The sequence below is a fragment of the Streptomyces sp. NPDC036813 genome (genome assembly GCF_055609245.1).
Genome location: NZ_JBVJPV010000002.1, coordinates 292,123 through 313,623, shown reverse-complemented (window position 1 = coordinate 313,623; position 21,501 = coordinate 292,123). Strand labels below are relative to the sequence as shown.

The window sequence follows — 21,501 nt, the reverse complement described above, 5'->3', positions numbered from 1 at the left end:
CGAGCGGCGCACACGTCGCCGGCCGGCTGCGCATCCAGGTGCGGCGGACCCGCCGAAGCATGTGGCGACGAGTGCATCGGGATCACGACGAGAGGAAGCGGGATGAGCCCCACACAGGCGAAGGAACACCACGGCGCCGCGCCGCCGCCCGTCCCGCGCCTGCTTCCGGTGCCGGGATCGCCCGGACGGACGCGCCCCGACGAGTCGAGCGGCCACGTGCACGCGGACCAGACGGGGGCCGCCTGCCCGGCGGAGACCTGTGACGCGCGTCAGGTCGACGCCGACGTGTCCGCCGCCGTAGGACGTGTCCTCGACGGTGTCCTCGACGAGCGCGTGGCCCGCGCGCACGCCGTGGACGAGCGGTTCGCCACGGATCTCGCGGCGCGCGTCGCCGACTTCACCCGGGCCGGCGGCAAGCGCACCAGGTCCCGGCTGCTGTGGTGGTCGCTGCGCGCGTGCGGCGGCGAAGACCGGGCGAGCGTCAAGGCGGCCCTGCGCGTCGGCGCGGCGCTGGAACTGCTGCAGACGTGCGCCCTGGTGCACGACGACGTCATGGACGGCGCCCTGCTGCGGCGGGGCCGGCCCGCGCTGCACGCGGACCTGAGCGCCCGGTACGCCGGGTCGGTCCCCGCCGGGCGCGCCGGGCGGTTCGGCGAGGCGGCCGGGATCCTGGCCGGTGATCTGGCGCTCGCGTGGGCGGACGACCTGGTCGCCGAGACAGCCCTCCCCGCGTCGGCGGTACGGCCGGTGCGGCGGCTGTGGAGCGACATGCGCACCGAGATGGTCGCGGGCCAGTACCTGGACGTGCACGGCCAGGTGACCTCCGCGCAGGGGCTGCCACGCGCCCTGCACACCGCATGCCTCAAGAGCGCCCTGTACTCGGTGGCCCGCCCGCTGGCGCTGGGTGCGTCACTCGCGGGCGCCGACGACCGGACGGTGCGGGTGCTGGACGCCGCGGGGCGCTGTGTCGGCATGGCGTTCCAGTTGCGCGACGACCTAAACGACGTGTTCGGTGACCCCGGCAGTACCGGGAAGAGCGGCGGCGCGGACATCCGTGAGGGCAAGCCGACGTTTCTGACGGCGCTGGCCCGGGCGCGGGCGGCGGCAGCCGGCGACGACCGCGCTCTGGCCGTGCTGGAGAGGTCGCTCGGCGACACCGGCCTGACGGAGGCGGGCCTTGCGCAGGTGCGGGAGGTGCTGGAGGCGACGGGCGCCCGGGCCGTCGTCGAGACGAAGGTCGGCCGCCTGGTGGCGCGGGGGCTGCGGCACTTCGACGGCGCGCCGCTCGACCCCGAGGCCGGGAGCCGGTTGCGGGAACTGCTCCGGCGTGCGTCCGAGGGCGGCGCGGGCACGGCTCAGGCGCCCGGCCTCACGGGACGGGAGTCCGGACGATGACACGCCGGCTGCCCGGTCGTACGGATCACGTCGTGGTCGTGGGGGCCGGCCTCGCCGGGCTCTCGGCCGCCCTTCACCTGCTGGGTGCCGGGCGCAGGGTGACGGTCGTGGAACGGGACGCGCTGCCCGGCGGCCGGGCCGGACGCCTCGACCTCGGCGGTTACCGGATCGACACCGGGCCCACCGTGCTCACGATGCCGGACCTGGCCGACGAGGCGTTCGCCGCCGTCGGCGACAGCCTGTACCGGCGCGTGGAGCTGATCGCCCTGCATCCGGCGTACCGGGCCTGCTTCGCGGACGGCAGCACCCTGGACGTGCACACCGGCGCGGACGCCATGGCAGCGGAGGTGGAACGATTCGCCGGACCCCGTGAGGCGGCCGGGTACCGGCGGCTGCGGACCTGGCTGGAGCGGCTGTACCGGGCGCAGATGGGCCGTTTCATCGACGCCAACTTCGACTCGCCCCTCGGCCTGCTCAACGCCGACCTGGCCCGACTGGCGGCGCTCGGCGGCTTCGGCCGCCTCGACGCCCGGATCGGCCGCTTCCTGCAGGACGAGCGGCTGCGGCGGGTCTTCTCCTTCCAGGCGCTGTACGCGGGCGTGCCGCCGGCGCGAGCACTGGCCGCGTATGCCGTCATCGCCTACATGGACACCGTCGCCGGGGTGTACTTCCCGCGGGGCGGGATGCACGCCCTGCCCCAGGCGATGGCGGACGCGGCCGCCGACGCGGGCGCAGAGCTGCGGTTCGGCCAGGAGGTGACCCGGCTGGAGCGGTCCGGCGCGCGGGTCACCGCGGTCGTCACCGACCAGGACCGCATCCCCTGCGACGCGGTCGTCCTCACCCCTGATCTGCCCGTCGCCTACCGCCTGCTCGGCCGCCGGCCCAGGCGTCCGGTGCGGCTGCGGCACTCCCCGTCCGCGGTGGTGCTGCACGCCGGCACGGACCGCACCTGGCCTCGGCTGGCCCACCACACCCTGTCGTTCGGGGCGGCATGGAGCGGCACCTTCGACGAGCTGACGCGCACCGGGCGGCTGATGAGCGATCCGTCCCTGCTCGTCACCCGTCCCACCGCGACCGATCCGGGGCTCGCTCCGCCCGGCCGCCACCTGCACTACATCCTCGCGCCGTGTCCCAACACCGACATCGGCCCGGGCGCCGCCGCGTGGGGTGACCTCGCCCCGCGCTACCGGGCGACGCTGCTGCGGGAGCTGGAGCGGCGCGGCCTGGACGGCATCGGGGACGCGATCGAGGAGGAGTGCCTGGTCACTCCGGCCGCCTGGCAGGCGCAGGGCCACGCCGCCGGTACGCCCTTCTCCGCTGCCCACACCTTCGCCCAGACCGGCCCGTTCCGGCCTCGCAACCTGGTGCGCGGCACCGAGAACGCCGTCCTCGCCGGCTGCGGCACCACCCCGGGCGTCGGCGTGCCGACCGTGCTCGTGTCGGGGAAGCTCGCCGCCGCCCGCGTCACCGGCCGACCGGCCCGGATCCCGGCCGGCGCCCGCCCGGCCCCGTCGAAGGAGACAGCCGCATGACCGACCGGGAACTGGACGCGGCGGGCATCGGCGACCCGGTGCTGCGCGCGGCGTACCGTCGTTGCCGCATCCTCAACGCGCGGCACGGCAAGACGTACTTCCTCGCCACCCGGCTGCTGCCCGTCGAGCGCAGGCCCGCCGTCCACGCGTTGTACGGATTCGCGCGCTGGGCGGACGACATCGTCGACTCGCTCGATCCCGGCACGGACTCCGCCGTCCGCGTCGAGGCACTGGCACAGCTCGACCATGCCCTGGCCACGGGGCTGCGGGGCGGACACAGCGAGGAACCGGTGGTGCTCGCCCTCGCCGACACCGCCCGCCGCTACGGCATCGAGCACGCGCACTTCCGCGACTTCATGACCGCGATGCGCAGCGACCTCACGGTCACGGACTACCCCACCTACGCGGATCTGCGCCGCTACATGCACGGGTCCGCCGCAGTGATCGGTCTGCAGATGCTGCCGGTCCTCGGCACGGTGGTGCCGCGCGAGGTGGCGGCGCCGCACGCCGCCGCGCTCGGGGTCGCTTTCCAGTTGAGCAACTTCCTGCGGGACGTGGGCGAGGACCTGGACCGCGGCCGGGTCTATCTGCCCGCCGACCTGCTCGCCGGCCACGGCGTCGACCGCGAACTGCTGGGCTGGAGCCGGGACTCGGGTCGCCGCGACCGCCGGATCACCGCCGCCCTGGAGGAGTTCGCGGCGCTCACCCGGGGCGTGTACCGGCAGGCCGCGCCGGGCATCGCCATGCTCGACCCGGTCTCCCGCCCCTGCATCCGCACCGCGTTCGTCCTGTACGGCGGCATCCTCGACGCCGTGGCCCGGGACGGTTACGCCGTGCTGCACCGCCGTGCGGTGGTCCCGCGACGGCACCGTGCCGTGGTGGCCGCCGACGGGCTGACCCGGGTGACCCTCGCACGGCTGCGTGCCCGCAGCCGGTCCCGCCACCCGTTGCCCCAGGCGCCGACGCCCCTGCCCGCCGTCACGCCCGTGCGGGCGGCCCGGCCCGACACGGAGGAGGTCGCGTGAGCCCCCGCCGTATCCCCCTGTCGCTGCGTCGCAGCCCCGTGCCGTGGGACAGGCAGCGGCCCACCTGGCGCGAGGCCAGACCGGCCGTGATCGCGCAGGCGTTGAAGCGCGCCCAGGCGCGTCCGTCGGGGAACTGGTACGTCGTCGGCGCGTCCGCCGCGGTGCGCGGTGACCGCCCGCTGGCGCGGACGGTCGCGGGTCAGGAGGTGGTCGTCTGGCGTGGCGCCGACGGCCGGCTCGTGGGCGGCCCCGGCATGTGCCCGCATCTGGGGGCGCCGCTGCGCGACAGCCCGGTGCGCTGCGGCGCGCTCGTGTGTCACTGGCACGGGCTGGCTCTCGACGGCCGGCCCTACGCGGGGTGGACGCCGCTGCCGGTGCACGACGACGGCGTCCTGGTGTGGGTGCGCCTCGACGCCGCCGGCGGGGAGCCGCCGACGGACGCGCCGGTCGTGCCCCGGCGCCCGGGGCACGAGCACGCGCTGACGGCCGTCTACACCGGCACGGGCCGCTGCGAACCCGAGGACGTGCTGGCCAACCGTCTGGACCCGTGGCACGGGGCCTGGTTCCACCCGTACTCGTTCGTCGACCTCAGCGTGGTCGGCGCCCCCGAGGACGGCGACGACGCCTTCACCGTCGACGTCTCGTTCAAGGTCGCGGGGCGGCTGGTCGTGCCGGTGCGGGCCGTGTTCACCGCTCCCGAACCGCGCACCGTCGTCATGCACATCACGCGGGGCGAGGGCGAAGGGTCCGTCGTGGAGACGCACGCCACTCCCCTCGGCGTGGACGAGCACGGCCGGCCGCGTACGGCGGTCGTGGAGGCCGTGCTGGCCGCCTCCGACCGCCGTGGCTTCGTCGTCGCCCGGCGGGCGGCCCCGCTGCTGCGCCCGCTGATGCGCGCGGCGTCGGGACGCCTGTGGCGCGACGACCTCGCGTACGCCGAACGCCGCTGGGAACTGCGGTCCACCGGCCGCTTCCCCGGCTGAACGCCTGGCGCGGCCCTCAGTCGAGGAGACGCCGTAGGGAGGCCGTCATGCTGCTGACGAAGGCGTCGCGGACCGGCTCGTCCACACGGTCCAGCGACAGGTAGGGGTTGAGATCCTCCAGCTCCACCAGCAGCAGGTCCCCCTCCTGGGTACGGCAGGCGTCCACCCGCTGGATGCCGTGGGCGAGGGGGTTCCAGTCGATGAAGCGACGGGCGAAGTCGAGGTCCGCCGCGCTGGGCTCGTAGGGCTCGAGAACCCAGCGCCGGTCGGGGTCGGGGGCGTACAGGGCGTACTGGAAGGCGTCGTCGACGTACAGGAAGGACACTTCGTGGCGGAAGTCGACGCGGGGCTGGATCAGGACGTCGCCGTGGGTCAGGTCGTGCAGCCCGTCCCGGGGCACCACGGTGAGGCCTATGGAGTCCGCGCCCGCCTTCGGCTTGACCACGTACCGGTCGGTGTCCGGCAGCGCGGGGACGTCCTCGGGCCGGTCGACGGTGGGGATGACCGGGAATCCGGCCGCCGTGAGCTCCAGCAGGTACTGCTTGCCGGCCATGTCCCCGCGGCCGGTCAGCGGGTTGTACACCCGGGTGCCGCGGGCGAGCGCCTGCTCGCGGAAGGCGTCGTACTCCTTCTGGTAGTGCAGCACGGGGCCGCTGTTGCGGACGACGACCGCGTCGAAGGCGTCCATGAGAGCGGCGGCGTCCAGCGGGTGGCACAGCGCGATGTCGAAGTCGGCCCGCAGCCGTGCGGAGAGGAAGATGTCCTCGTCGCAGTAGCGGCGCCCGCGGGCCGGGTAGGCGAGGTCGGTCACGAACAGCACACGGGGGCGGACGGCCACGGGCAACTCCTGGATCGGCGGTCCCCCACCCTACCGAGACGCCCCCGTCACCGGCGTACGACCAGGCTCTCCACCTCGTACGACAGCTCCCCCGCCGTCGGTTCGGGCGGGGGATGGTAGCGGCCCGCGCAGACCGAGAGGTTGACGATCAGGTGGGCGTGCCAGTGGGAGCCCACCCCGCGGCCGTCGGCGAGCACCTCGCGGCCGTTCAGCCACCACACCACGTCACGTCTGCCGAACGTCACGGCGAGGTCGACGATCTCTCCGGGGCGGACGGCGTCGTCGTGGACGTAACCGCCGCCGGCGCGCACATGGTTGGTGAGCTCCAGCAGGTCGGGGTTGTCCGGGTGGTACTCGAACACGTCCACCTCGTTGCCGCCGTCGCGCCAGGTCCAGATCGCCGGCCAGGCGCCGAGTCCGACGGGCAGCCGGACCCTGGTCTCCAGGCGGTCGCCGGTGCGCACCATGAAGCCCTCGGCGCTGTCCTCCGTGGTCAGCAGGCCCGTGTCCCACAGCCCGTCCGACCGGCGCGTGGCGCGGAAGGTGCCGGTGCGGGAGTGGGCGGGGTCGGCGGTGAGATGGTCGAGCTTGTCGTCGCCCGGGTTGGTGGGGCCGCCGTCCGGGTAGGCCCAGGACCGCCCCGCGACCCACTGACGGTCGGAGGCGAAGTCCGCGACGAAGACGATGTCGCTCACGCAGCAGGCTCCCTTCGTTCGCCGCTCCGGCAGCGCTGACGAGGTCATCCCCCGAGCGGCCGCGGTCATGCGGCGAGCGAAGGCGGGGAGCCCTCCTTCACCCGAACGTGTGACAAGCGCGGGTCTGACGCGCTCGACGGGCGGGGGTTCGTGAGGTGGGCCGCGTGAGCGGTCGCCGCCTCACTCCTGCGTGTCGATGCCCGTGACCACCGCCGGGCCCAGGGGCGCGGTGCCGTCGTCCAGGCCCACGGCGGTCAGCGCGGACTCGGTGAGCCGGCGGGCCTTGCCTTCCGCCTCGGGGCCGCTGTCCGCCTCCACGGTGAGGCGGACGGTGAAGGTGTCGTCGTCATGGACGGTGAGGATGTCGATGTCCTCGCGCTCTCCCAGGTGCGTGTGGTGCGGGTCGGCCGGGCGCAGCGCGCGCACCAGCTCGTCCCGCACGCCGGGTCCGGTTCCGCCGGTGAACGTCCCCGGCACGGAGATGACGTACGTCGTCATGGTGATCCTCCCTCGGTCACCTCTCGCCTGCCCGGCCCGGCGGCGCCGTACCGCTCACGGTCTCGGCGCGCCGCTTCGCCGCGTGCGTCGCCCCGGACTCCCACAGGCACCAGGTCGACCACAGCAGCAGGGTCAGAAAGGCGGCGAGGAGCACCAGCAGCAGCACCGTCTGCCGGGTCGTTCCGCGCTCCCCCACGAAGGTGAGCAGCAGACACCCGGTCCAGGCGGCCGCGCCCCAGGCATACACGGTCCTGAGCTGCCGCAACTGCTTCATCGCTTCCATCGGCCCCTCCCGGGCAGACATGTACACGTCCTCTGCCGGTACCCCCGCAGCGCGACTTCACCGCATCCGCGTCGGCCGGGAGTGGTGAACGGGGCACCGGCGCGGTGGTTCCGCGGGCCCCCGGCTGGGAAGGGTGGACCGAGATCCACCCCGTTCCCCTTATTCTCCGGAGCCTTCATGACCACCGAGCCGGGCGTCTCCGAGCGCCGCAGCGCGGCCGACTTCAGTACCGCGCGTCTGGAGGCGTTCAGCGACGGCGTGTTCGCCATCGCCATCACGCTGCTCGTGCTGGACCTGCGGGTGCCGGAGCCGGACGCCCTGCACGGCGAGTCGCTCGCCCACGCGCTCGCCCATCAGTGGCCCGCCTATTTCGCCTACCTGGTCAGCTTCCTCGTCATCGGCATCATCTGGATCAACCACCACGCCGTGTGCGGTCTGGCCCGCCGGGTGGACCGCCGGACACTGTTCGCCAACCTCTTCCTGCTGCTCGCCGTGTCCGTCATCCCGTTCCCCACCCGCCTGCTCGCCACGTATCTGACCGGGCGGGACGCCGACGCGCACACCGCCGCCGCGGTCTACGCCGCGACCATGGTCGTCATGGGGATCGCCTTCTCCCTGCTCCTGCTGTCCTTCACGGGTGACGCGCGGGCTCTGGGCACACCGGTCGCACCGGCGGATCTGCGCGCCGCGCTGGGCCGCTTCGGCGTCGGAGGGGTGTGCTACCTGGCGACCCTCGCCCTCGCCTACGTCAGCCCCGTCGCCATGCTCGCCACGCACGCCGTGCTCGCCGTCTACTACTGCTTCGACCAGCTGGCTCCGCTACGCCGCTTCCCCTCGGGAGGCGGTTCCGCGCCCTCGGCCTGAGAAGACCGAGGTGATGACGGCCCCGTGTGGTGATGACGCCCCGTCCGCACCCGGTGGACGCACCCGGTGGATCACTCACCCGAGGGGCGACGCTCCGTCCACATCGGATCGTCCTCGCCGTGCAGGGGGGTGCGCAGCGCCAGGAGCGCGACGTCGTCGTCGTTGTCGGCCGGGCGGACGCGACGCAGCAGCTGGTCGGTGAAGGAGTCGAGCGGGCGGTGGGCGAGGGCGGCGGCGTGGCGGCGCAGGCGCTGGAGCCCTTCGTCGAGGGAGTGGCCCCGTTCCTCGATCAGGCCGTCGGTGTACATGACCAGGGTGCTGCCGGGCGGGAGGGTCACCTTGGCGTCGGTACGCGGGGCGGCGCCGGTGGTGCCGAGCAGGATGCCGTGCGCGCCGGTGAGGTAGTCGGCCACGCCGTCGCGGCTCAGCAGCAGGGGTGGCGGGTGACCGGCGTTGGTCCAGGTCAGCTCCCAGTGGCCGGCGTCCGCCCGTTCGAGCCGGGCGAAGAGCAGGGTGGCCATGGTGACCTCGGTGATGTACTGCACCGCCCGGTCCAGACGTTGCACCACCCGGCTGGGGGGCTCCTGCTGGGACCAGGCGTAGGCCCGGAGCATGTTGCGCACCTGCGCCATGCCCGCGGCGGCCTCCAGGTCGTGGCCGACGACGTCCCCGATCGCCAGGGCGGTGGCGCCGTCCGACAGCGGGAAGGCGTCGTACCAGTCGCCGCCGACCTGCGAGGCGTGCGGGGCGGGCAGGTAACGCACGGTCATCCGCAGGTGCGGCACATGCGGCATCTGGGGCAGCAGATGCTTCTGCATCGTCTCGGCGACCTTGCGCTGGCGCTGGTACAGGCGGGCGTTGTCCAGCGCGAGTCCGGCGCGGCGCGCGATGTCCTCCAGCAGCGGCAGGTCGGACGCGGTGAAGGGCAGCGGATTGCCGGCCCGTCCGAGGGTCAGGGCGCCCAGGACCTCGCGGGTGCTGCGGATGGGCGCGATGGCGGCGGAGTGCATTCCGGTGGCCTCGAACAGGCGGCGCTGCTCGACCGCGATGCCGGAGTCCGGCTCGCCCTGGTAGGTGTGCGGACCGGCGACGGTGGAGGAGACGCCGCGCAGGGCCCGGGACAGCGGCATGGGCGACTCGTCGGGTACCGGCGGCATCGGTCCCTGGAGTTCCTCGAGATGGGTCAGGCGGTCGCCGTCCCCGTGCACCACCGCGCTGCGCCAGACCTCGTCGCGTTCGGTGATCAGATCGATGACGGCCCAGTCCGCCAACCGGGGCACGACCAGCTGCACCAACCGGTCCAGCGCCTCGTCGACGTCGAGGGTGGAGGTCAGCTGCGTGGTGGTCTCGGCCAGCAGCGCCAGCCGTTCCAGCTCCGAGAGCGACCCGCCGGCCGTCTCCGCCGCCGGCCCGCTCGCCACGGTGCGGCCCGAGGCGTGGAAGAGGACCAGGGTCCCGGTCAGCTCCTCGTCGAGGTAGTACGGCGTGATGTGCCAGCCGATCGGCAGCAGGACGCCGTCCCCGCGGGCGAAGTAGTCGCGCTCCGCCTGCGCCGGGCGCCCTTCGAGGAAGGCGTGCCGCATGGCGCACTGCGTCCTGGCGATCGGCTGCCCGTGCAGGTCGCGGTGGAGCAGGTCGTGCGCGTCCTGGCCTATGAGACGTTCCACGGGCAGGGCGAGCAACCCCGCGGCACGCGTGTTGGCGGCGACGATGCAGCCCTCCGCGTCCACGACGTAGGCGCCGGTCCCTATGGCATCGAGCTGTGCGACCAGCCCGGCCGGGACCGCGGGTCCCGGCGACGCACTCGCCCGCTCCGTGTGTCTGGGCCCTGCCATGTGACGGCTCCCTCGGCTTCTCCGTGCGGCCCCCGGGTCCATGGCGCCTCGTAGGCTCGCTGACCGCCAACCGTACGTCGTCGCCCGGCGAGCATGCCACGGCGATCGACCGGAACGCGGCTGAGGTGCCGGCGTCGACGACACGGCGCGGTCGACCATGGAGTTCGGGTACCGATTGTCGGGCCGCCGACACCCGGTGGCGGCGCACGCCGACGAACCGGGGCACGACCTCTGACCGGCGGCTGCGGCGGACGCCGGGCTCAGCCGGTGGCGCCGGGGCCACCGGCTCGCCGGTCCGTCGTCCTCGCGGAGAGCGCCTTGCGTTGACGGGCCGTCAGCCCTCCCCACACGCCGTCGCTCTCGCCGTGCCGTACCGCCGAGGTGCGGCACTCGCGGATGACGGGACAGCGGTGGCAGATCTGCAGGGCCCGTTCTATCTGGGGCAGGGACGCCCCGTCCTCGGTGAGCGGAAAGAAGAGTTCGGGGTCCTCGAAGCGGCAGGCGGCAAGGTCGAGCCAGTTCACGGGGTCCTCCCCATGGCGGGTCGCCCGGCGGCGAACCGGCAGCCGCGCGGCTGAACGGGCCGTCCGGGATGTCGTGCGTCGTGCACCCGGCAGAGGTGGCACTCAAGCTATGTACCGCTGACGACTTTGTCCAGATATAGAACTGTTTGTTTTTCGCGGACTTCGACGGACACCGGCACATCCGGCACCCGGACCGCCGAACTCACTCGACTTCGGTTGCATCGATAGCGCATCGAAAGGTCACCACCCGGTCAGATGGCCGACACCCCCTGCTCCAGCAGGCTGCGTCGCAAGCGGTCCAGGCCGCGCCGGGTGTGGCTCTTGACCGTCCCCAGCGGCCATCCCGTGACGCGGGCGATCTGGGTCTGGGTCAGGTCCTGGTAGAAGGCGAGCCGCAGGACGCGGCGCTGCGGCTCACTGAGCCTTTCCAGAGCCCGTCCGACGACCAGACGATCCAGTGCGGCCTCCGGGTCGACGCCGGCACGGTCCTCCGGCGCCGGAGCCCGGCGGGCCGCCGCCGTGATCAGTTCCGCCCGCCGGGTCCGGGCGGCGAGGGCGTCCGCCACCTTGCGCCGGGTGATGCCGACCAGCCACGCGGGGAAGGACCCCCGCTCCGGGGCGTAGCCGGCGCGCCCGCGCCAGGCCGCGGTGAACACCTGCTGCGTCACGTCCTCCGCCTCCCGGGGATCCCCGAGCGCCTGCCGGGCCAGACCGTGGACGAGCCCCGACCACTGCCGGTGCAGCAGCGTCCAGGCGTCGCCGGCGTCCCGGTCGCCGGTTTCGAGCAGCGCGGTCGAGCCGGGCGCGGAGGGGAGCGGGTTCATGTCGAGCCTCCTGTACGAAGCCACGGGTGGGAGCCCTGGGTCTTGCCTCACCCTGCGCCGACGAGGACCATGGGAACAACTTGCATCGATAGCGCATCACTAAGTCATGGGACCTGCCTGCTCCCCGGGCATCGGGTCGCCCTCGGAAGAAGCCCCGACGAAAGGGGTCCGTCCTGCCCGCCACCACCACCACCACCAACGGACCGGTTCCCGACGGGACCGGGCCCGAGCACCGGACCTCCGCCGCCGCCGGCATGACGACGGGGGCGCTCGCCCGTAGGCTCGGCGTGTCCCCGACCACCCTGCGCTCCTGGGACCGGCGCTACGGACTCGGCCCTGCCGTGCGGGGCCAGGGCAGGCACCGTCGCTGGGCGCCCCGGGACATCGCGATGGTGGAGGAGATGTGCCGGCTGACGGCGGCGGGCGCCCCGCCTGCCGAGGCGGCGCGGGTCGCCCGGCTGCGTTTCGCCGAAGACGGCCCCGTGACTTCGGCGGCCCCGTCCGCCGGGACCGCCGCGCCGCACCCGAACCCCGCGCCCACGCCGGTCACCACACCGCCGCCCTCCTCCCCTGCTGCCGCCCGGCCGGGCGGCGCCGGAAGCGGGCTGCCGCTCGGCGACGTGCGTCAGGAGTGCCGCGGCCTGGCCCGTGCCGCGGTGCGGCTGGACGCGCCGGAGCTGGAACGCCGGCTGGCGGAGAGCGTCGTACAGCACGGCCTGGCAGTGGCGTGGGACGAGGTGATGGTGCCCACCCTGCGGGCCGTGGGCCGCAAATGGGAGTCGTCCGGCGACCGCTATGTGGAGGTCGAACACCTGCTGTCGTGGCACGTCTCCAGCACCCTGCGCAGCGCTCCCCTGCTCCTGCCACGCCCCGAGCCCCGCACCGGGGCGCCACCCGTGGTGCTCGCCTGTACCCCCGGCGAACAGCACTCGCTGGCCCTGGAGGCGCTGACCGCCGCACTGGGCGAGCGCGGCGTGCCGACCCGGATGCTGGGCGCCGCGGTGCCCGCGGAGGCCCTGCTGGCCTGCGTGCGGCGCACCGGTGCCGCCGCGATCGTCCTGTGGTCGCAGACCCGCTCCACCGCCTCCATGCCGCTGGCCCGGCATCTCGCCGGACTGGAGTGGGGGGCGGCGGGCGCGCGCAGGCGGCCCGTGGTGCTGCCGGTCGGACCGGGCTGGGACCGGCGGGCGTCCGCGGGCTTCCCGCGCTGTTCCGGACTGCGGGACGCCGTCGAGGCACTGAGCCGTCCGTACGCCGACGACAGCGGCGTACACCCGCCGCGGGCGCGCTGAGACCGGCGGGCGCGCGTCTTCGCGGCTGTCCGCCCGAGGTGGAGGGGCCAGGTGCTGATCAGGCCGGTTGCTCGCCCCACGGCGCGGGCCAGGTGCTCGTCAGGGCGGCTCCTCATCCCACCGCCGGTCGGCGCGGGGTGGCCTGGTGGTCGCCGCCGCGGGCGCGCCGGAACCGCTCCAGGCCCTCGGCCAACCGCACCACCGGGTCCGGGTAGTCGAGGGCCGCCCGCTCGGGAGCGGGCAGCTTCCACGGCTCGTGGAGCGCCGGGGCGTCCAGGCCGCGCAGTTCGGGCACCCAGCGGCGGACGTAGGTGCCGTCGGGGTCGTACCGCCTGGCCTGGGTGACGGGGTTGAGGACCCGGTTCGGCCGGGTGTCGGTGCCGGTGCCGGCCATCCACTGCCAGTTCAGCTGGTTGTTGGCCACGTCGCCGTCCACCAGCCAGTGCAGGAAGTGGGCAGCGCCGATGCGCCAGTCGACGTACAGCGTCTTGGCGAGGAAGCTCGCGGTCAGCAGCCGGGCCCGGTTGTGCATCCAGCCCTCGTGGCGCAGCTGCCGCATCGCCGCGTCGATCAACGGGTAGCCGGTGCGGCCCTCCTGCCATGCCTCGATGTCGGCCCGCGCGGTGCGCCGGGAGCGCCAGCGGTCGTGCTTGGTGCGGTAGTCGGCGTGGGCTGCGGCGGGGCGGGCGGCGAGCACCTGGCGGTGGAAGTCGCGCCAGGCGAGCTGCCGTACCAGTGCCTCGGCGCCGGGCCCGCCGCGCCGGCGGGCGCGGTGGACCAGTTCCACCGCGGACAGGGTGCCGAAGTGCAGATGCGCGGAGAGCCGGGAAGTGGTGTCGGCGGCCAGGTCGTCCCGTGTGTCGTCGTAGGCGTCCAGGCCGCGCCGCCAGTACGCGGCCACCCGCTTGCGGCCCTCGCTCTCGCCGCCGCGCGCCAGCGCGGGCGAGACACCGGCCACCTCTCCGCGGCCGGGCAGCGGCTCGCCGTGCACCTGGTCGGGCACCGGCACCCGGCGCGGGGCGGTGGCGAGGGCCCGCAGACGCACCTGCGCCCACTGCCGGTGATACGGCGTGAAGACGGCGAAGTGGTCCGACGAGGACGGGGTCACCTCGCCCGGCGGTACGGCCACGGTGACCGCGTCGTGCACGAACAGGCGGCGGCCGCAGGCCTCCAGGGCGCGGCGGAGCCGGTCCTCGCGGCGGGTGGCGAAGGCGCTGTGCGCCGCCGCCATGTGCACCTCGTCGGCGTCCGCCTCGGTCACCGTGCGGCACACCTCCTCCACCAGGTCGCCGGAGCGCACGACGAGCCGTCCGCCGCGCTCGCGCAGGGAGGCGTCCAGGTCGGCCAGGCAGTCGGCGAGGAAGGCGCTGCGGTTGGGCGCGCCGAACCCGGCGGCCGCCACCGCCCGGTCGCGCACGAAGAGCGGGACGACCGCGTCGGCGGCCTCCAGCGCCGCCCGCAGCGGCGGATGGTCGTGCAGGCGCAGGTCGGAGGTGAACAGGACGACCGAGACGTGCATGGGTGTCAGCTCCCCCGCGGTGGGTGACGACGGTCGTAGCTGTCTTCCGCTCGGGCGCTGGGTGCGGATGCGCCCCTGGCGCCCGGAGCGGGCGCGGTGGATGTGCCGGAGGACCGCGCCTGCTCGTCCCGGACGCGGCCCGCCGCGCGGACGATGTTGCGGGCCATGCCGCCGAAGACGACCGCGTGGAAGGGCGACACGCTCCACCAGTAGAGATGGCCGGCCAGTCCGCGGGGGTGGAACAGCGCCCGCTGCCGGTACCGGACGGGCCCGCCGCCGTCGCCGTCCACGCGCATCTCCAGCCAGGCCAGGCCGGGCAGCCGCATCTCGGCGCGCAGCCGCAGCAGCCGGCCGCGTTCGATCTCCTCGACCCGCCAGAAGTCCAGCGAGTCGCCCACCCGCAGCCGCCGCGCGTCCCGCCGCCCCCGGCGCAGGCCGACACCGCCGACGAGCCGGTCGAGCCAGCCGCGCACCGCCCAGGCCAGCGGGAAGGAGTACCAGCCGTTCTCCCCGCCGATCCCCTCGATGACCCGCCACAGCGCGTCGGGCGCCACGTCCGCTGCGCGTTCCCGTACGTCGGTGTACAGGCTGCCGCCGGCCCAGTCCGGGTCGGTCGGCAGCGGGTCGCTGGGCGCGCCGGGCACCGCGGCCGAGGACCAGCGGGTGCTGACCTGCGCCTCGCGCACCCTTTCGAGGGCGAGGGCGACGGCCCGGTCGAAGCGCAGCGGGTGCCCGGGCGGGCAGGGCACGTACCGCTCGATGTCGTTCTCGCGGCAGACCACCTCGTGGCGCAGGGACTCCGTCAGCGGACGCGCGATGGAGGCCGGCACGGGGGTGACCAGGCCGACCCAGTGGCTGGACAGGCCGGGCGTGAGCACGGGCACCGGGACGACGAGCCTGCGGGGCAGTCCGGCCACGGCCGCGTACCGCTGCATCATCTCCAGATAGGTGAGGACGTCGGGTCCGCCGATGTCGAAGGTGCGGCTGACGTCCTGCGGCAGTCCCGCGCAGCCCACCAGGATGCGCAGCACGTCCCGTACGGCGATGGGCTGGATGCGGGTGTGCACCCAGCGCGGTGTGACCATCACCGGCAGCCGCTCTGTCAGGTACCGCAGCATCTCGAAACTGGCCGAGCCCGACCCGATGATGACGGCGGCGCGCAGCACGGCGGTCGGCACACCCGAGCCGAGGAGAATGCGGCCGACCTCGGCCCGGGAGCGCAGGTGCGGGGAAAGTCGTGCCACGGGGACGCCTTGCGGGGTCAGTCCGCCGAGGTACACGAGGCGGCGCACGCCGGCCCCGCGGGCCTGCTCGCCGAAGACGCCGGCCGCGGCCCGGTCGGTCCGTTCGAAGTCACGGCCGCTGCCGAGCGCGTGCACGAGGTAGTAGGCGACGTCCACGCCCGCCATCGCCCGCGCCACGGAGTCGGCGTCGGTGACGTCGCCGGGGACGATCTCCACGCGGTCCGCCCAGGGGTGGTCGCGCAGCTTGCGGGGCGTGCGGACCAGGCAGCGCACCCGGTGGCCCGCGTCCAGCAGTTCCGGCACGAGCCGGCCGCCGATGTAGCCGCTGGCGCCGGTCACCAGGCAGACGAGCGGTTCACGGCTCGCCGCACCGCTCGGTGTGGTGGTGGGGTGGTCGTCGTGCATGAGCCCGCCTTCGCCGGTCGCCGTCGCAGGTGCCTGTGCGCTCTCTACGCTGGCTGACTTCCGGGCGGATGCGCCCGCGGCCCGCGCCGGTCGGGTGACAGTGGGGCCCTCTCAGCCGGCCGGTGCCTCGCGGTCGGAGGCCGGCCAGACGTACGGCAGGTCGTCGGGTACGCCGGGGAAGCGGGCGGCGTAGAACTCGGGGGCCTTGCGCACCAGAGCCGACTGGTGGCTGCGGTGGAAGGCGGCGTCCCCCAGCCACGGGGGCAGCTCTCCGGCCCGGGCCAGGTCCTCCTGACCGCGCACCGGGGCGCCGGGGTGCCGCGCGGCGAAACCGGCGACCAGGGAGGCGGCGCAGCTGTCCTGGTGTCCCAGGTCCCGCCACACCCGGCAGATCTCCAGGCCGTACCGCACCAGCGCCTCCTCGTAGCCGGTCCACATCCGTACGGCGGGGTGGCGGCGCCAGCCGTAGCCGGGCACCGTCAGGCCGCGCAGGACCTGGAGGGCCTCGACGCGCTGTTTGCCGAGCCGGCGCCGGTCGAGATCGTGCGCCGACTCCCGGAAGTCGGGGCGGGTCAGGAACGTCTGCACGGTCGGCGTCCGCGGTCTTTCGTCTCAGTGCTTCTTCTTGCGCAGCGCGGACGGCTTGTGCACCGCGGTTCTGCCGGACTTCTCGCTGCGCACCTCGTACCGCGGGTCGTCCGGGGAGGCGTCCACCGTGCGGCCGGCGGCCTTCGTCCGGCGGGTGATCTCGCGTTCCACCGTGCCGTGCGTACTGCTGCCGTGGCTCTTCCAGGTGACCTCGTCGCCCTTGTCGAGCCGGTCGTCGGACTTCTTCTTCGCGCGTGCCATGGCATTCCGTTCTCCGAGGTGGTGCAGAGGTCAGCCGCTCGGCCGGTGCGCCGCCCGGTCGGCCAGGCCGCCCGCGCCGAGCGGGCCGGTGTCGTGGAAAGGCGCCTCGGCCTCCAGCCGGGGCAGTTCGTGGCGGGCGACGCGCACCACGACGGGCGGCAGGGCGGCACGCACCGGCTGCACCAGGCGCAGCCAGCCCGGCAGGTAGACGGCGGTACGGCGGCGCTCCACGGCCCGGGTCAGCCGCACGGCGGCCTCCTGGGCGCTGTACACCCGGCGGGCGGGCGGCGGCATGTGCGCGCGCAGCTCGCGCAGTACGGCGTACCGGTCGGCGTCGCGCACCATGTCGGTGTCGAGCCAGTTGAGGTAGGCGATGCCCACGCTGATGCCATGGTGGGCCACCTCGGCGCGCAGGCTGTGGGCGAAGGCCTCCGCGCCGGCCTTGGCCGCGCAGTAGGCACTCATCAGGGGGGCCGCGCCGAGCGAGGCCAGGGACGCCACCTGGAGGTAGTGGCCGGCCGTGGCCAGCAGGTCGGGCAGGAAGGCCCGGGCGGTGTGCGCGCTGCCGACGAGGTTCACCTCGATCACACGTCGCCAGGTCACCGGGTCCGACGCGAGGAACGGGCCGCCCTCGGCGATTCCGGCGTTCGCGACGACGGCCGAGGCCGGACCGAGGCGGGCGCGTACGGTACGGGCGGCCGCCGTGAGCGCCTCCGGGTCGGTGACGTCGGCTTCCAGGGCGAGCGCCGGGCCGGGCAGGGACGCCGCGAGCGCCTCCAGGGCGTCCCGCTCGTGGCCGAGCGCGGCGACCCGGGCACCGCGCCGGGCCGCCTCGCGCGCCAGGGCGGCGCCGAGCCCCCGGGCGGCTCCGGTCACCACCACGGTCCGGCCGGCGAGCGGGCTGCTGTCCATCGGTGGCCTTCCTTCCCGGCTGTTCACAGGTTCCGCCACTGGTTCCGGACGACGGGCTCGACCGGATGCGGCCCGGCCGGGGTGCCTGGACGGTGGCCGCCGGATGGGCGCGGGCGTCGCTCGGCGCCGTGGTGTCCGGGCGCGTGCAGCCGTGACGGCTGTGGCCGGACCCGAGGGGGCCCCACCGAAGACCGACCGGGTCTCACGCCGCCGAAGCCCGTCATTCCTCCGGCTCGGGCGGTCGTGCCGTGTGGTGCGGGTGGCCGGGCGTTCGGCGGTCCTCTTTCAGCTCCGCCTCCAGCAGGTGGTCGCGCCCCTGCGCGAGTTCCTGCACGGCGCTCTCCTCCAGTTGCCGGAAAGGCCGGTAGTAGGTGGTGTTGTAGGCCTCGACGATCTGGAACGTCCAGTGTCCGGGGATGACGTTGCGGCCCAGGATCTCCGCACGGACCTTCTCCGCCCACTCCGGGTGGCCCGCCTCGTGCAGGAGTTCCACGGCGCGGTCCAGCTGGAAGTCGGCGGTGCCGGTCAGCTGGTGGAAGTCGTACAGGCGGCCCCTGGCCCGCTCGGTGGTCTCCAGGGCCTTGGAGAGCGCACCGAGGGCCTCGACGGTCTTGTCGCTGAGGCCGGCGGGGCGGCGGTGGTGGCCGGCGGGGCCGTCCAGGTGCTCGTTCACGGGGTCCTCCACGGGGACGGGCCGTTGGGGTCGGCGGCGGATGATCAGCGTGGGGCGCCGGTGCGGTCGCGGTGTGCGAGGAGCCGCTGCAGCGCGGCGCGCCCCGGCGGGCGATGGCGGCGCAGGGCGGCCCGTGCGGCGTTGGCGCCGGGGGCACCGTGCACTCCCCCTCCGGGGTGGGCTCCGGAGGAGGCCAGGTACAGGCCCGGGACGGGGGTCTCGGGGCGTCCGGTGCCGGGCAGGGGCCGGAAGAACAGCTGCTGGTGGAGTGCGGTGGTACCGCCGTTGATGGCACCGTCTACGAGATTGCCGTCGAGCGACTGCAGCGTCGGGGGCGCCAGGACGCGCCGGGCGCGGATCAGCGAGCGGAAGCCCGGTGCGAAGCGCTCCACCTGGCGTTCCACGCGGTCGGCCATGAGCTCCTGCTCCTTGGCGTTCCACTGCCCGGTGATGCCCTCGTCGCCGGCGTCGGCGCGGATGTCGTGGGGGATGTGGGTGTAGGCCCACGCGGACTCGGTGCCGCGCGGGGAACGGGTGGCGTCCGAGGTCGTCATCTGGCCGAACAGCAGGAAGGGGCGGTCCGGCACCTGCCGCATGGCGATCTGGGCGGCGAACCGGGTGAGTTCGTCCACTCCGTCCGCCAGGTGCACCGTCCCGGCCCGCGAGGCCGGCTCCGCCTGCCAGGGGACGGGGCCGTCGAGGGCCCAGTCGACCTTGAACGTGGCGAAGTCCCACTGGAAGCGCTTCAGGTCGTTCATGAGCTGCGCGGGCAGATGTTCGGCAGCAACCAGCTCGCCGTACAGCGCGGGCACCGACACATCCGCCAGCACCGCCCGGCGCGCGGTGACGGTCTCCCCGCCCGCGGTGCGTACGCCGACGGCCCGCCCGCCGCGTACGACGATCCGCGTGACGCGTTGTCCGCAACGCACCTGGCCGCCGCGTGAGCGCAGTCGCCGGACGAGGGCCTCGGTCAGCGCGCCGGAGCCGCCGACGGGCACGGGAAAGCCGTGGGACTGGCCCAGCATCGCCATCAGCCAGCCGAAGCCCGCGCTGCCGGCCGACTCGGGGGCGAGGTCGGCGTGCAGCGCGTTGCCGGCCAGCAGGACGCGGCCGCCCTCGCCGCGGAACTCCTCCTCCCCCATCCGGCGCACCGGCAGCAACAGGGAGCGCGCCGCCCGCAGGCCGCCGGCCGCGCGGAGCCGGACGGCGAGCCGTGCCGTGGCCCGCACCGGCGGGAAGGGGGTGAACAGGGTGTCCAGCAGGTCGGGCTGAAGACGCTGCCACAGCTCGTGCAGCCGCCGCCAGGCGGCCCCGTCGCCCGGTGCGAAGGTGTCCAGGGACTCCGCCGTGGTGTCGAGGTTCCGGTCGAGGAGGGCGCAGCTGCCGTCGGTGAGGGGGTGGGCGACGACGCTGGGGGCGTGGCTCCACCGCAGTCCGTGGTCCTGCAGCCGCAGTGCGGCCAGGACGGGGGACGCGGCGGCGAGCGGATAGAAGGAGCTGAAGAGATCGTTCACGAAGTCCGGGTCCACGCCCCGGTCGTGGCGCACGGCGCCGCCCGGTTCCGGCTGTGCCTCCAGCACGTGCACGTTCCACCCGGCGTCGGCCAGGACGTTGGCGGCCACCAGCCCGTTGGGCCCGGCCCCGACGACCACGGCGTCAGGCATGACCCGACCCGTGCGCGGCGGAGGCCGCGGCCAGGCCGCCTGCACCGCCGCGTTCCTCGCCTCGGGCGCGGGCCTCGCAGAGCTTGGCGAGACGGTTGAGCATGGCGCGGTGCCGCAGCTGGATCAGGACCTCGAAGCCCGCGTTGTGCAGCAGGCCGCCCGCCCCTTGCAGGGGATGCTCGTCGACGATGACCAGGCACCCCTCGCCCCACGGCCGTAGTTCGATCGCGATGCGCGCCGTGCCCAGCGGGCCCGCGTGCGCCTCCAGTTCCAGCGCGGCACCCTCCTGGCAGCGGCGCACGATCGTCTCGTTGGACAGGCGCAGCGGGCCGAGCGGCACCTCGTAGCGGATCGCGGCGTCCTGGTGCGGCCACTGGCCGCGCACGGGCTCCGCGGCGGACGGCCCCACCACCCAGCGCGGATAGGCTCCGCCGTCGGCCAGCACCTCCCACACGTCGCCGGGGCGGGCATTGATCAGACGGTGACGTACGGCCACGTGCGCCTCCAGGGGTACGGAAGGCCGGTCGGGCGACCGGCCGCTGCCGAGTGCCCCCACCTCACGGGTCCAACCGGGCCCCCTGGTCACAGCGGGGGGAGCAGGTTTCGAGCCGGGCCGGGGGCCGGAGGAGCGTGCCGAGGGTGGGGTTGGTGGTCCGGCGCCGACCCGGTCGTGGGCAGGATCGGTCGGCGCCGGACCGCGGCGCGGACGGGACGCTGGCTGCTCGGAGGAGGATGCAGGCGGCCACACGCGCGCACTTTCCGTGTGCCTCCGTTCGCGGAGCGCACACGTCGCCCGTGCGAGTGGTCTTCCCTTGGGCCGTTCGCCGTACGACCCGCGCTCCCCCGGCCGGCCCGCACCTGCCGGAACCCCGGCGGCGCCGTGCATCCGAGGGAGTCATGGATCGCGAAGAACGGGGCAGAGGAATGCAACACGATCTTGGACCGGTCCGGCGCGGCCGTACCGGTCCTTGTGCACGACACCGCACGACGAAGGAGCTACACGTGCCCAAGGATCTGACCCCCCGCTACACGGTTCCCGGCATCGAGCGCGAGGCCGCCGGGCGGCTCATCGGCCTCCTCCGCCTGCGCCTGCACGCGCTCAACGACCTGCACCTCACCCTCAAGCACATTCACTGGAACGTGGTCGGCCCGCACTTCATCGCCGTGCACGAGATGGTCGACCCGCAGGTCGACCGGGTGCGTGACATGGCCGACGACGTGGCCGAGCGCATCGCGGCGCTCGGCGGCGTCGCCCAGGGCACGCCCGGCGCGCTCGTCGCGGAACGCAAGTGGGACGACTACTCGATCGGCCGTGCCGACGCGCTCGCCCACCTCGGCGCGCTCGACGTCGTCTACACGGGCGTGATCGAGGGCGTGCGCGCCGCGGTCAAGGAGGCCGGAGAGATCGACCCCGCCACGGAGGACCTGCTCATCGAGCAGCTGCGGGACCTGGAGCAGTTCCAGTGGTTCGTGCGCGCCCATCTGGAGAGCGCGGGCGGTTCGCTGGCGACCGACGGGGCGAGGACGGAGGAGCAGGGCGCGGCTCGCGGCGGCGATCTCTGACCGACTGTCAGGCCGGTGGCGGGGCGGCGCCGAAAGGCCCGCTCGAGGCGCTGCCGTCGGCCAGGGGCGGCTCGCGGCCGCGCG

22 protein-coding genes are annotated in these 21,501 nt (G+C 74.5%); 7 read left to right on the top strand and 15 right to left on the bottom strand.

Features of this window, described 5'->3' with window-relative positions; genetic code table 11:
• Positions 1-102: 102 nt before the first annotated feature.
• Genes ACZ67Q_RS05470 through ACZ67Q_RS05455 form a run of 4 tightly spaced genes read left to right on the top strand, consistent with a single transcriptional unit; the run spans position 103 to position 4,935 of the window.
• The gene (locus tag ACZ67Q_RS05470; protein ID WP_471176718.1) at positions 103-1,395 is read left to right on the top strand and encodes a polyprenyl synthetase family protein; all 1,293 of its coding nucleotides are present in this window, start codon (positions 103-105) and stop codon (positions 1,393-1,395) included.
• Positions 1,392-2,927 carry a phytoene desaturase family protein gene (gene crtI, locus ACZ67Q_RS05465; RefSeq protein WP_471176715.1) on the top strand — a complete coding sequence of 512 codons (1,536 nt, stop codon included), beginning with the start codon at positions 1,392-1,394 and terminating at the stop codon, positions 2,925-2,927. The genes ACZ67Q_RS05470 and crtI overlap by 4 nt, the downstream gene beginning before the upstream one ends.
• Entirely contained in the window at positions 2,924-3,952 is a 1,029-nt protein-coding gene (locus ACZ67Q_RS05460) for a phytoene/squalene synthase family protein (RefSeq protein WP_471176712.1), read from the top strand. The genes crtI and ACZ67Q_RS05460 overlap by 4 nt, the downstream gene beginning before the upstream one ends.
• Positions 3,949-4,935: a DUF5914 domain-containing protein gene (locus ACZ67Q_RS05455; RefSeq protein ID WP_471176709.1), complete on the top strand. Its 987-nt coding sequence runs from the start codon at positions 3,949-3,951 to the stop codon at positions 4,933-4,935. The genes ACZ67Q_RS05460 and ACZ67Q_RS05455 overlap by 4 nt, the downstream gene beginning before the upstream one ends.
• 16 nt (positions 4,936-4,951) lie before the next feature.
• On the opposite strand, the gene ACZ67Q_RS05450 is transcribed toward ACZ67Q_RS05455, so the two are convergent.
• The 4 genes from ACZ67Q_RS05450 to ACZ67Q_RS05435 all read right to left on the bottom strand — a co-directional run bounded on the left by ACZ67Q_RS05450 (position 4,952) and on the right by ACZ67Q_RS05435 (position 7,270).
• Entirely contained in the window at positions 4,952-5,773 is an 822-nt protein-coding gene (locus ACZ67Q_RS05450; protein WP_471176706.1) for an ATP-grasp domain-containing protein, read from the bottom strand.
• 47 nt (positions 5,774-5,820) lie between these two features.
• On the bottom strand, positions 5,821-6,468 hold the full coding sequence (locus ACZ67Q_RS05445) for a beta-glucanase (RefSeq protein ID WP_471176703.1): 648 nt from the start codon (positions 6,466-6,468) through the stop codon (positions 5,821-5,823).
• Between the two features lie 180 nt (positions 6,469-6,648).
• Positions 6,649-6,966, bottom strand: coding sequence for a hypothetical protein (locus ACZ67Q_RS05440; RefSeq protein WP_471176700.1), 318 nt, complete (start codon positions 6,964-6,966; stop codon positions 6,649-6,651).
• A 16-nt stretch (positions 6,967-6,982) separates the two neighbouring features.
• Positions 6,983-7,270 carry a hypothetical protein gene (locus tag ACZ67Q_RS05435; protein WP_471176697.1) on the bottom strand — a complete coding sequence of 96 codons (288 nt, stop codon included), beginning with the start codon at positions 7,268-7,270 and terminating at the stop codon, positions 6,983-6,985.
• 156 nt (positions 7,271-7,426) lie between these two features.
• On the opposite strand from ACZ67Q_RS05435, the gene ACZ67Q_RS05430 reads away from it, so the two are divergent.
• On the top strand, positions 7,427-8,113 hold the full coding sequence (locus tag ACZ67Q_RS05430; protein ID WP_471176694.1) for a TMEM175 family protein: 687 nt from the start codon (positions 7,427-7,429) through the stop codon (positions 8,111-8,113).
• Between the two features lie 71 nt (positions 8,114-8,184).
• On the opposite strand, the gene ACZ67Q_RS05425 is transcribed toward ACZ67Q_RS05430, so the two are convergent.
• The 3 genes from ACZ67Q_RS05425 to ACZ67Q_RS05415 form a co-directional block, all read right to left on the bottom strand.
• Positions 8,185-9,948, bottom strand: coding sequence for a PP2C family protein-serine/threonine phosphatase (locus ACZ67Q_RS05425; RefSeq protein WP_471176692.1), 1,764 nt, complete (start codon positions 9,946-9,948; stop codon positions 8,185-8,187).
• 260 nt (positions 9,949-10,208) lie between these two features.
• On the bottom strand, positions 10,209-10,472 hold the full coding sequence (locus ACZ67Q_RS05420) for a WhiB family transcriptional regulator (RefSeq protein ID WP_471176690.1): 264 nt from the start codon (positions 10,470-10,472) through the stop codon (positions 10,209-10,211).
• A 251-nt stretch (positions 10,473-10,723) separates the two neighbouring features.
• On the bottom strand, positions 10,724-11,296 hold the full coding sequence (locus ACZ67Q_RS05415) for a sigma-70 family RNA polymerase sigma factor (RefSeq protein WP_471176687.1): 573 nt from the start codon (positions 11,294-11,296) through the stop codon (positions 10,724-10,726).
• A 254-nt stretch (positions 11,297-11,550) separates the two neighbouring features.
• Here ACZ67Q_RS05415 and ACZ67Q_RS05410 point away from each other — a divergent pair, with 254 nt between their 5' ends.
• Positions 11,551-12,588 carry a MerR family transcriptional regulator gene (locus tag ACZ67Q_RS05410; protein ID WP_471176684.1) on the top strand — a complete coding sequence of 346 codons (1,038 nt, stop codon included), beginning with the start codon at positions 11,551-11,553 and terminating at the stop codon, positions 12,586-12,588.
• 112 nt (positions 12,589-12,700) lie between these two features.
• Here the strand turns inward: ACZ67Q_RS05410 and ACZ67Q_RS05405 are convergent, their stop codons facing one another.
• The 8 genes from ACZ67Q_RS05405 to ACZ67Q_RS05370 all read right to left on the bottom strand — a co-directional run bounded on the left by ACZ67Q_RS05405 (position 12,701) and on the right by ACZ67Q_RS05370 (position 20,350).
• The gene (locus ACZ67Q_RS05405; protein ID WP_471176681.1) at positions 12,701-14,107 is read right to left on the bottom strand and encodes a cryptochrome/photolyase family protein; all 1,407 of its coding nucleotides are present in this window, start codon (positions 14,105-14,107) and stop codon (positions 12,701-12,703) included.
• 5 nt (positions 14,108-14,112) lie between these two features.
• Positions 14,113-15,756 carry an SDR family oxidoreductase gene (locus ACZ67Q_RS05400; RefSeq protein WP_471176678.1) on the bottom strand — a complete coding sequence of 548 codons (1,644 nt, stop codon included), beginning with the start codon at positions 15,754-15,756 and terminating at the stop codon, positions 14,113-14,115.
• 111 nt (positions 15,757-15,867) lie between these two features.
• Positions 15,868-16,344: an MSMEG_6728 family protein gene (locus ACZ67Q_RS05395; protein WP_471176675.1), complete on the bottom strand. Its 477-nt coding sequence runs from the start codon at positions 16,342-16,344 to the stop codon at positions 15,868-15,870.
• A gap of 24 nt (positions 16,345-16,368) precedes the next feature.
• Complete coding sequence (locus ACZ67Q_RS05390; RefSeq protein ID WP_471176672.1) at positions 16,369-16,605, bottom strand: hypervirulence associated TUDOR domain-containing protein; 237 nt, start codon at positions 16,603-16,605, stop codon at positions 16,369-16,371.
• 30 nt (positions 16,606-16,635) lie between these two features.
• The gene (locus tag ACZ67Q_RS05385) at positions 16,636-17,517 is read right to left on the bottom strand and encodes a short-chain dehydrogenase/reductase (protein WP_471176669.1); all 882 of its coding nucleotides are present in this window, start codon (positions 17,515-17,517) and stop codon (positions 16,636-16,638) included.
• A gap of 220 nt (positions 17,518-17,737) precedes the next feature.
• Positions 17,738-18,190 (bottom strand): hypothetical protein, encoded by a 453-nt coding sequence (locus ACZ67Q_RS05380; protein WP_471176666.1) that lies wholly within the window; start codon positions 18,188-18,190, stop codon positions 17,738-17,740.
• 44 nt (positions 18,191-18,234) lie between these two features.
• Entirely contained in the window at positions 18,235-19,854 is a 1,620-nt protein-coding gene (locus ACZ67Q_RS05375; protein ID WP_471176663.1) for a phytoene desaturase family protein, read from the bottom strand.
• Positions 19,847-20,350, bottom strand: coding sequence for an SRPBCC family protein (locus ACZ67Q_RS05370; protein WP_471176661.1), 504 nt, complete (start codon positions 20,348-20,350; stop codon positions 19,847-19,849). Before ACZ67Q_RS05370 ends, ACZ67Q_RS05375 begins: the two co-directional genes overlap by 8 nt.
• Positions 20,351-20,856: 506 nt before the next feature.
• Between ACZ67Q_RS05370 and ACZ67Q_RS05365 the strand changes: the two genes are divergently transcribed.
• Complete coding sequence (locus ACZ67Q_RS05365; protein ID WP_471176658.1) at positions 20,857-21,417, top strand: Dps family protein; 561 nt, start codon at positions 20,857-20,859, stop codon at positions 21,415-21,417.
• Positions 21,418-21,501 lie beyond the last annotated feature (84 nt).

Coding starts and splice junctions, on each gene's coding strand:
- ACZ67Q_RS05405 (WP_471176681.1), bottom strand. CDS start 14,107: ATGCACGTCTCGGTCGTCCTGTTCACCTCCGACCTGCGCCTGCACGAC.
- ACZ67Q_RS05385 (WP_471176669.1), bottom strand. CDS start 17,517: ATGGACAGCAGCCCGCTCGCCGGCCGGACCGTGGTGGTGACCGGAGCC.
- ACZ67Q_RS05415 (WP_471176687.1), bottom strand. CDS start 11,296: ATGAACCCGCTCCCCTCCGCGCCCGGCTCGACCGCGCTGCTCGAAACC.
- ACZ67Q_RS05470 (WP_471176718.1), top strand. CDS start 103: ATGAGCCCCACACAGGCGAAGGAACACCACGGCGCCGCGCCGCCGCCC.
- ACZ67Q_RS05375 (WP_471176663.1), bottom strand. CDS start 19,854: ATGCCTGACGCCGTGGTCGTCGGGGCCGGGCCCAACGGGCTGGTGGCC.
- ACZ67Q_RS05410 (WP_471176684.1), top strand. CDS start 11,551: ATGACGACGGGGGCGCTCGCCCGTAGGCTCGGCGTGTCCCCGACCACC.
- ACZ67Q_RS05400 (WP_471176678.1), bottom strand. CDS start 15,756: ATGCACGACGACCACCCCACCACCACACCGAGCGGTGCGGCGAGCCGT.
- ACZ67Q_RS05435 (WP_471176697.1), bottom strand. CDS start 7,270: ATGTCTGCCCGGGAGGGGCCGATGGAAGCGATGAAGCAGTTGCGGCAG.
- crtI (WP_471176715.1), top strand. CDS start 1,392: ATGACACGCCGGCTGCCCGGTCGTACGGATCACGTCGTGGTCGTGGGG.
- ACZ67Q_RS05440 (WP_471176700.1), bottom strand. CDS start 6,966: ATGACGACGTACGTCATCTCCGTGCCGGGGACGTTCACCGGCGGAACC.
- ACZ67Q_RS05460 (WP_471176712.1), top strand. CDS start 2,924: ATGACCGACCGGGAACTGGACGCGGCGGGCATCGGCGACCCGGTGCTG.
- ACZ67Q_RS05390 (WP_471176672.1), bottom strand. CDS start 16,605: ATGGCACGCGCGAAGAAGAAGTCCGACGACCGGCTCGACAAGGGCGAC.
- ACZ67Q_RS05425 (WP_471176692.1), bottom strand. CDS start 9,948: ATGGCAGGGCCCAGACACACGGAGCGGGCGAGTGCGTCGCCGGGACCC.
- ACZ67Q_RS05430 (WP_471176694.1), top strand. CDS start 7,427: ATGACCACCGAGCCGGGCGTCTCCGAGCGCCGCAGCGCGGCCGACTTC.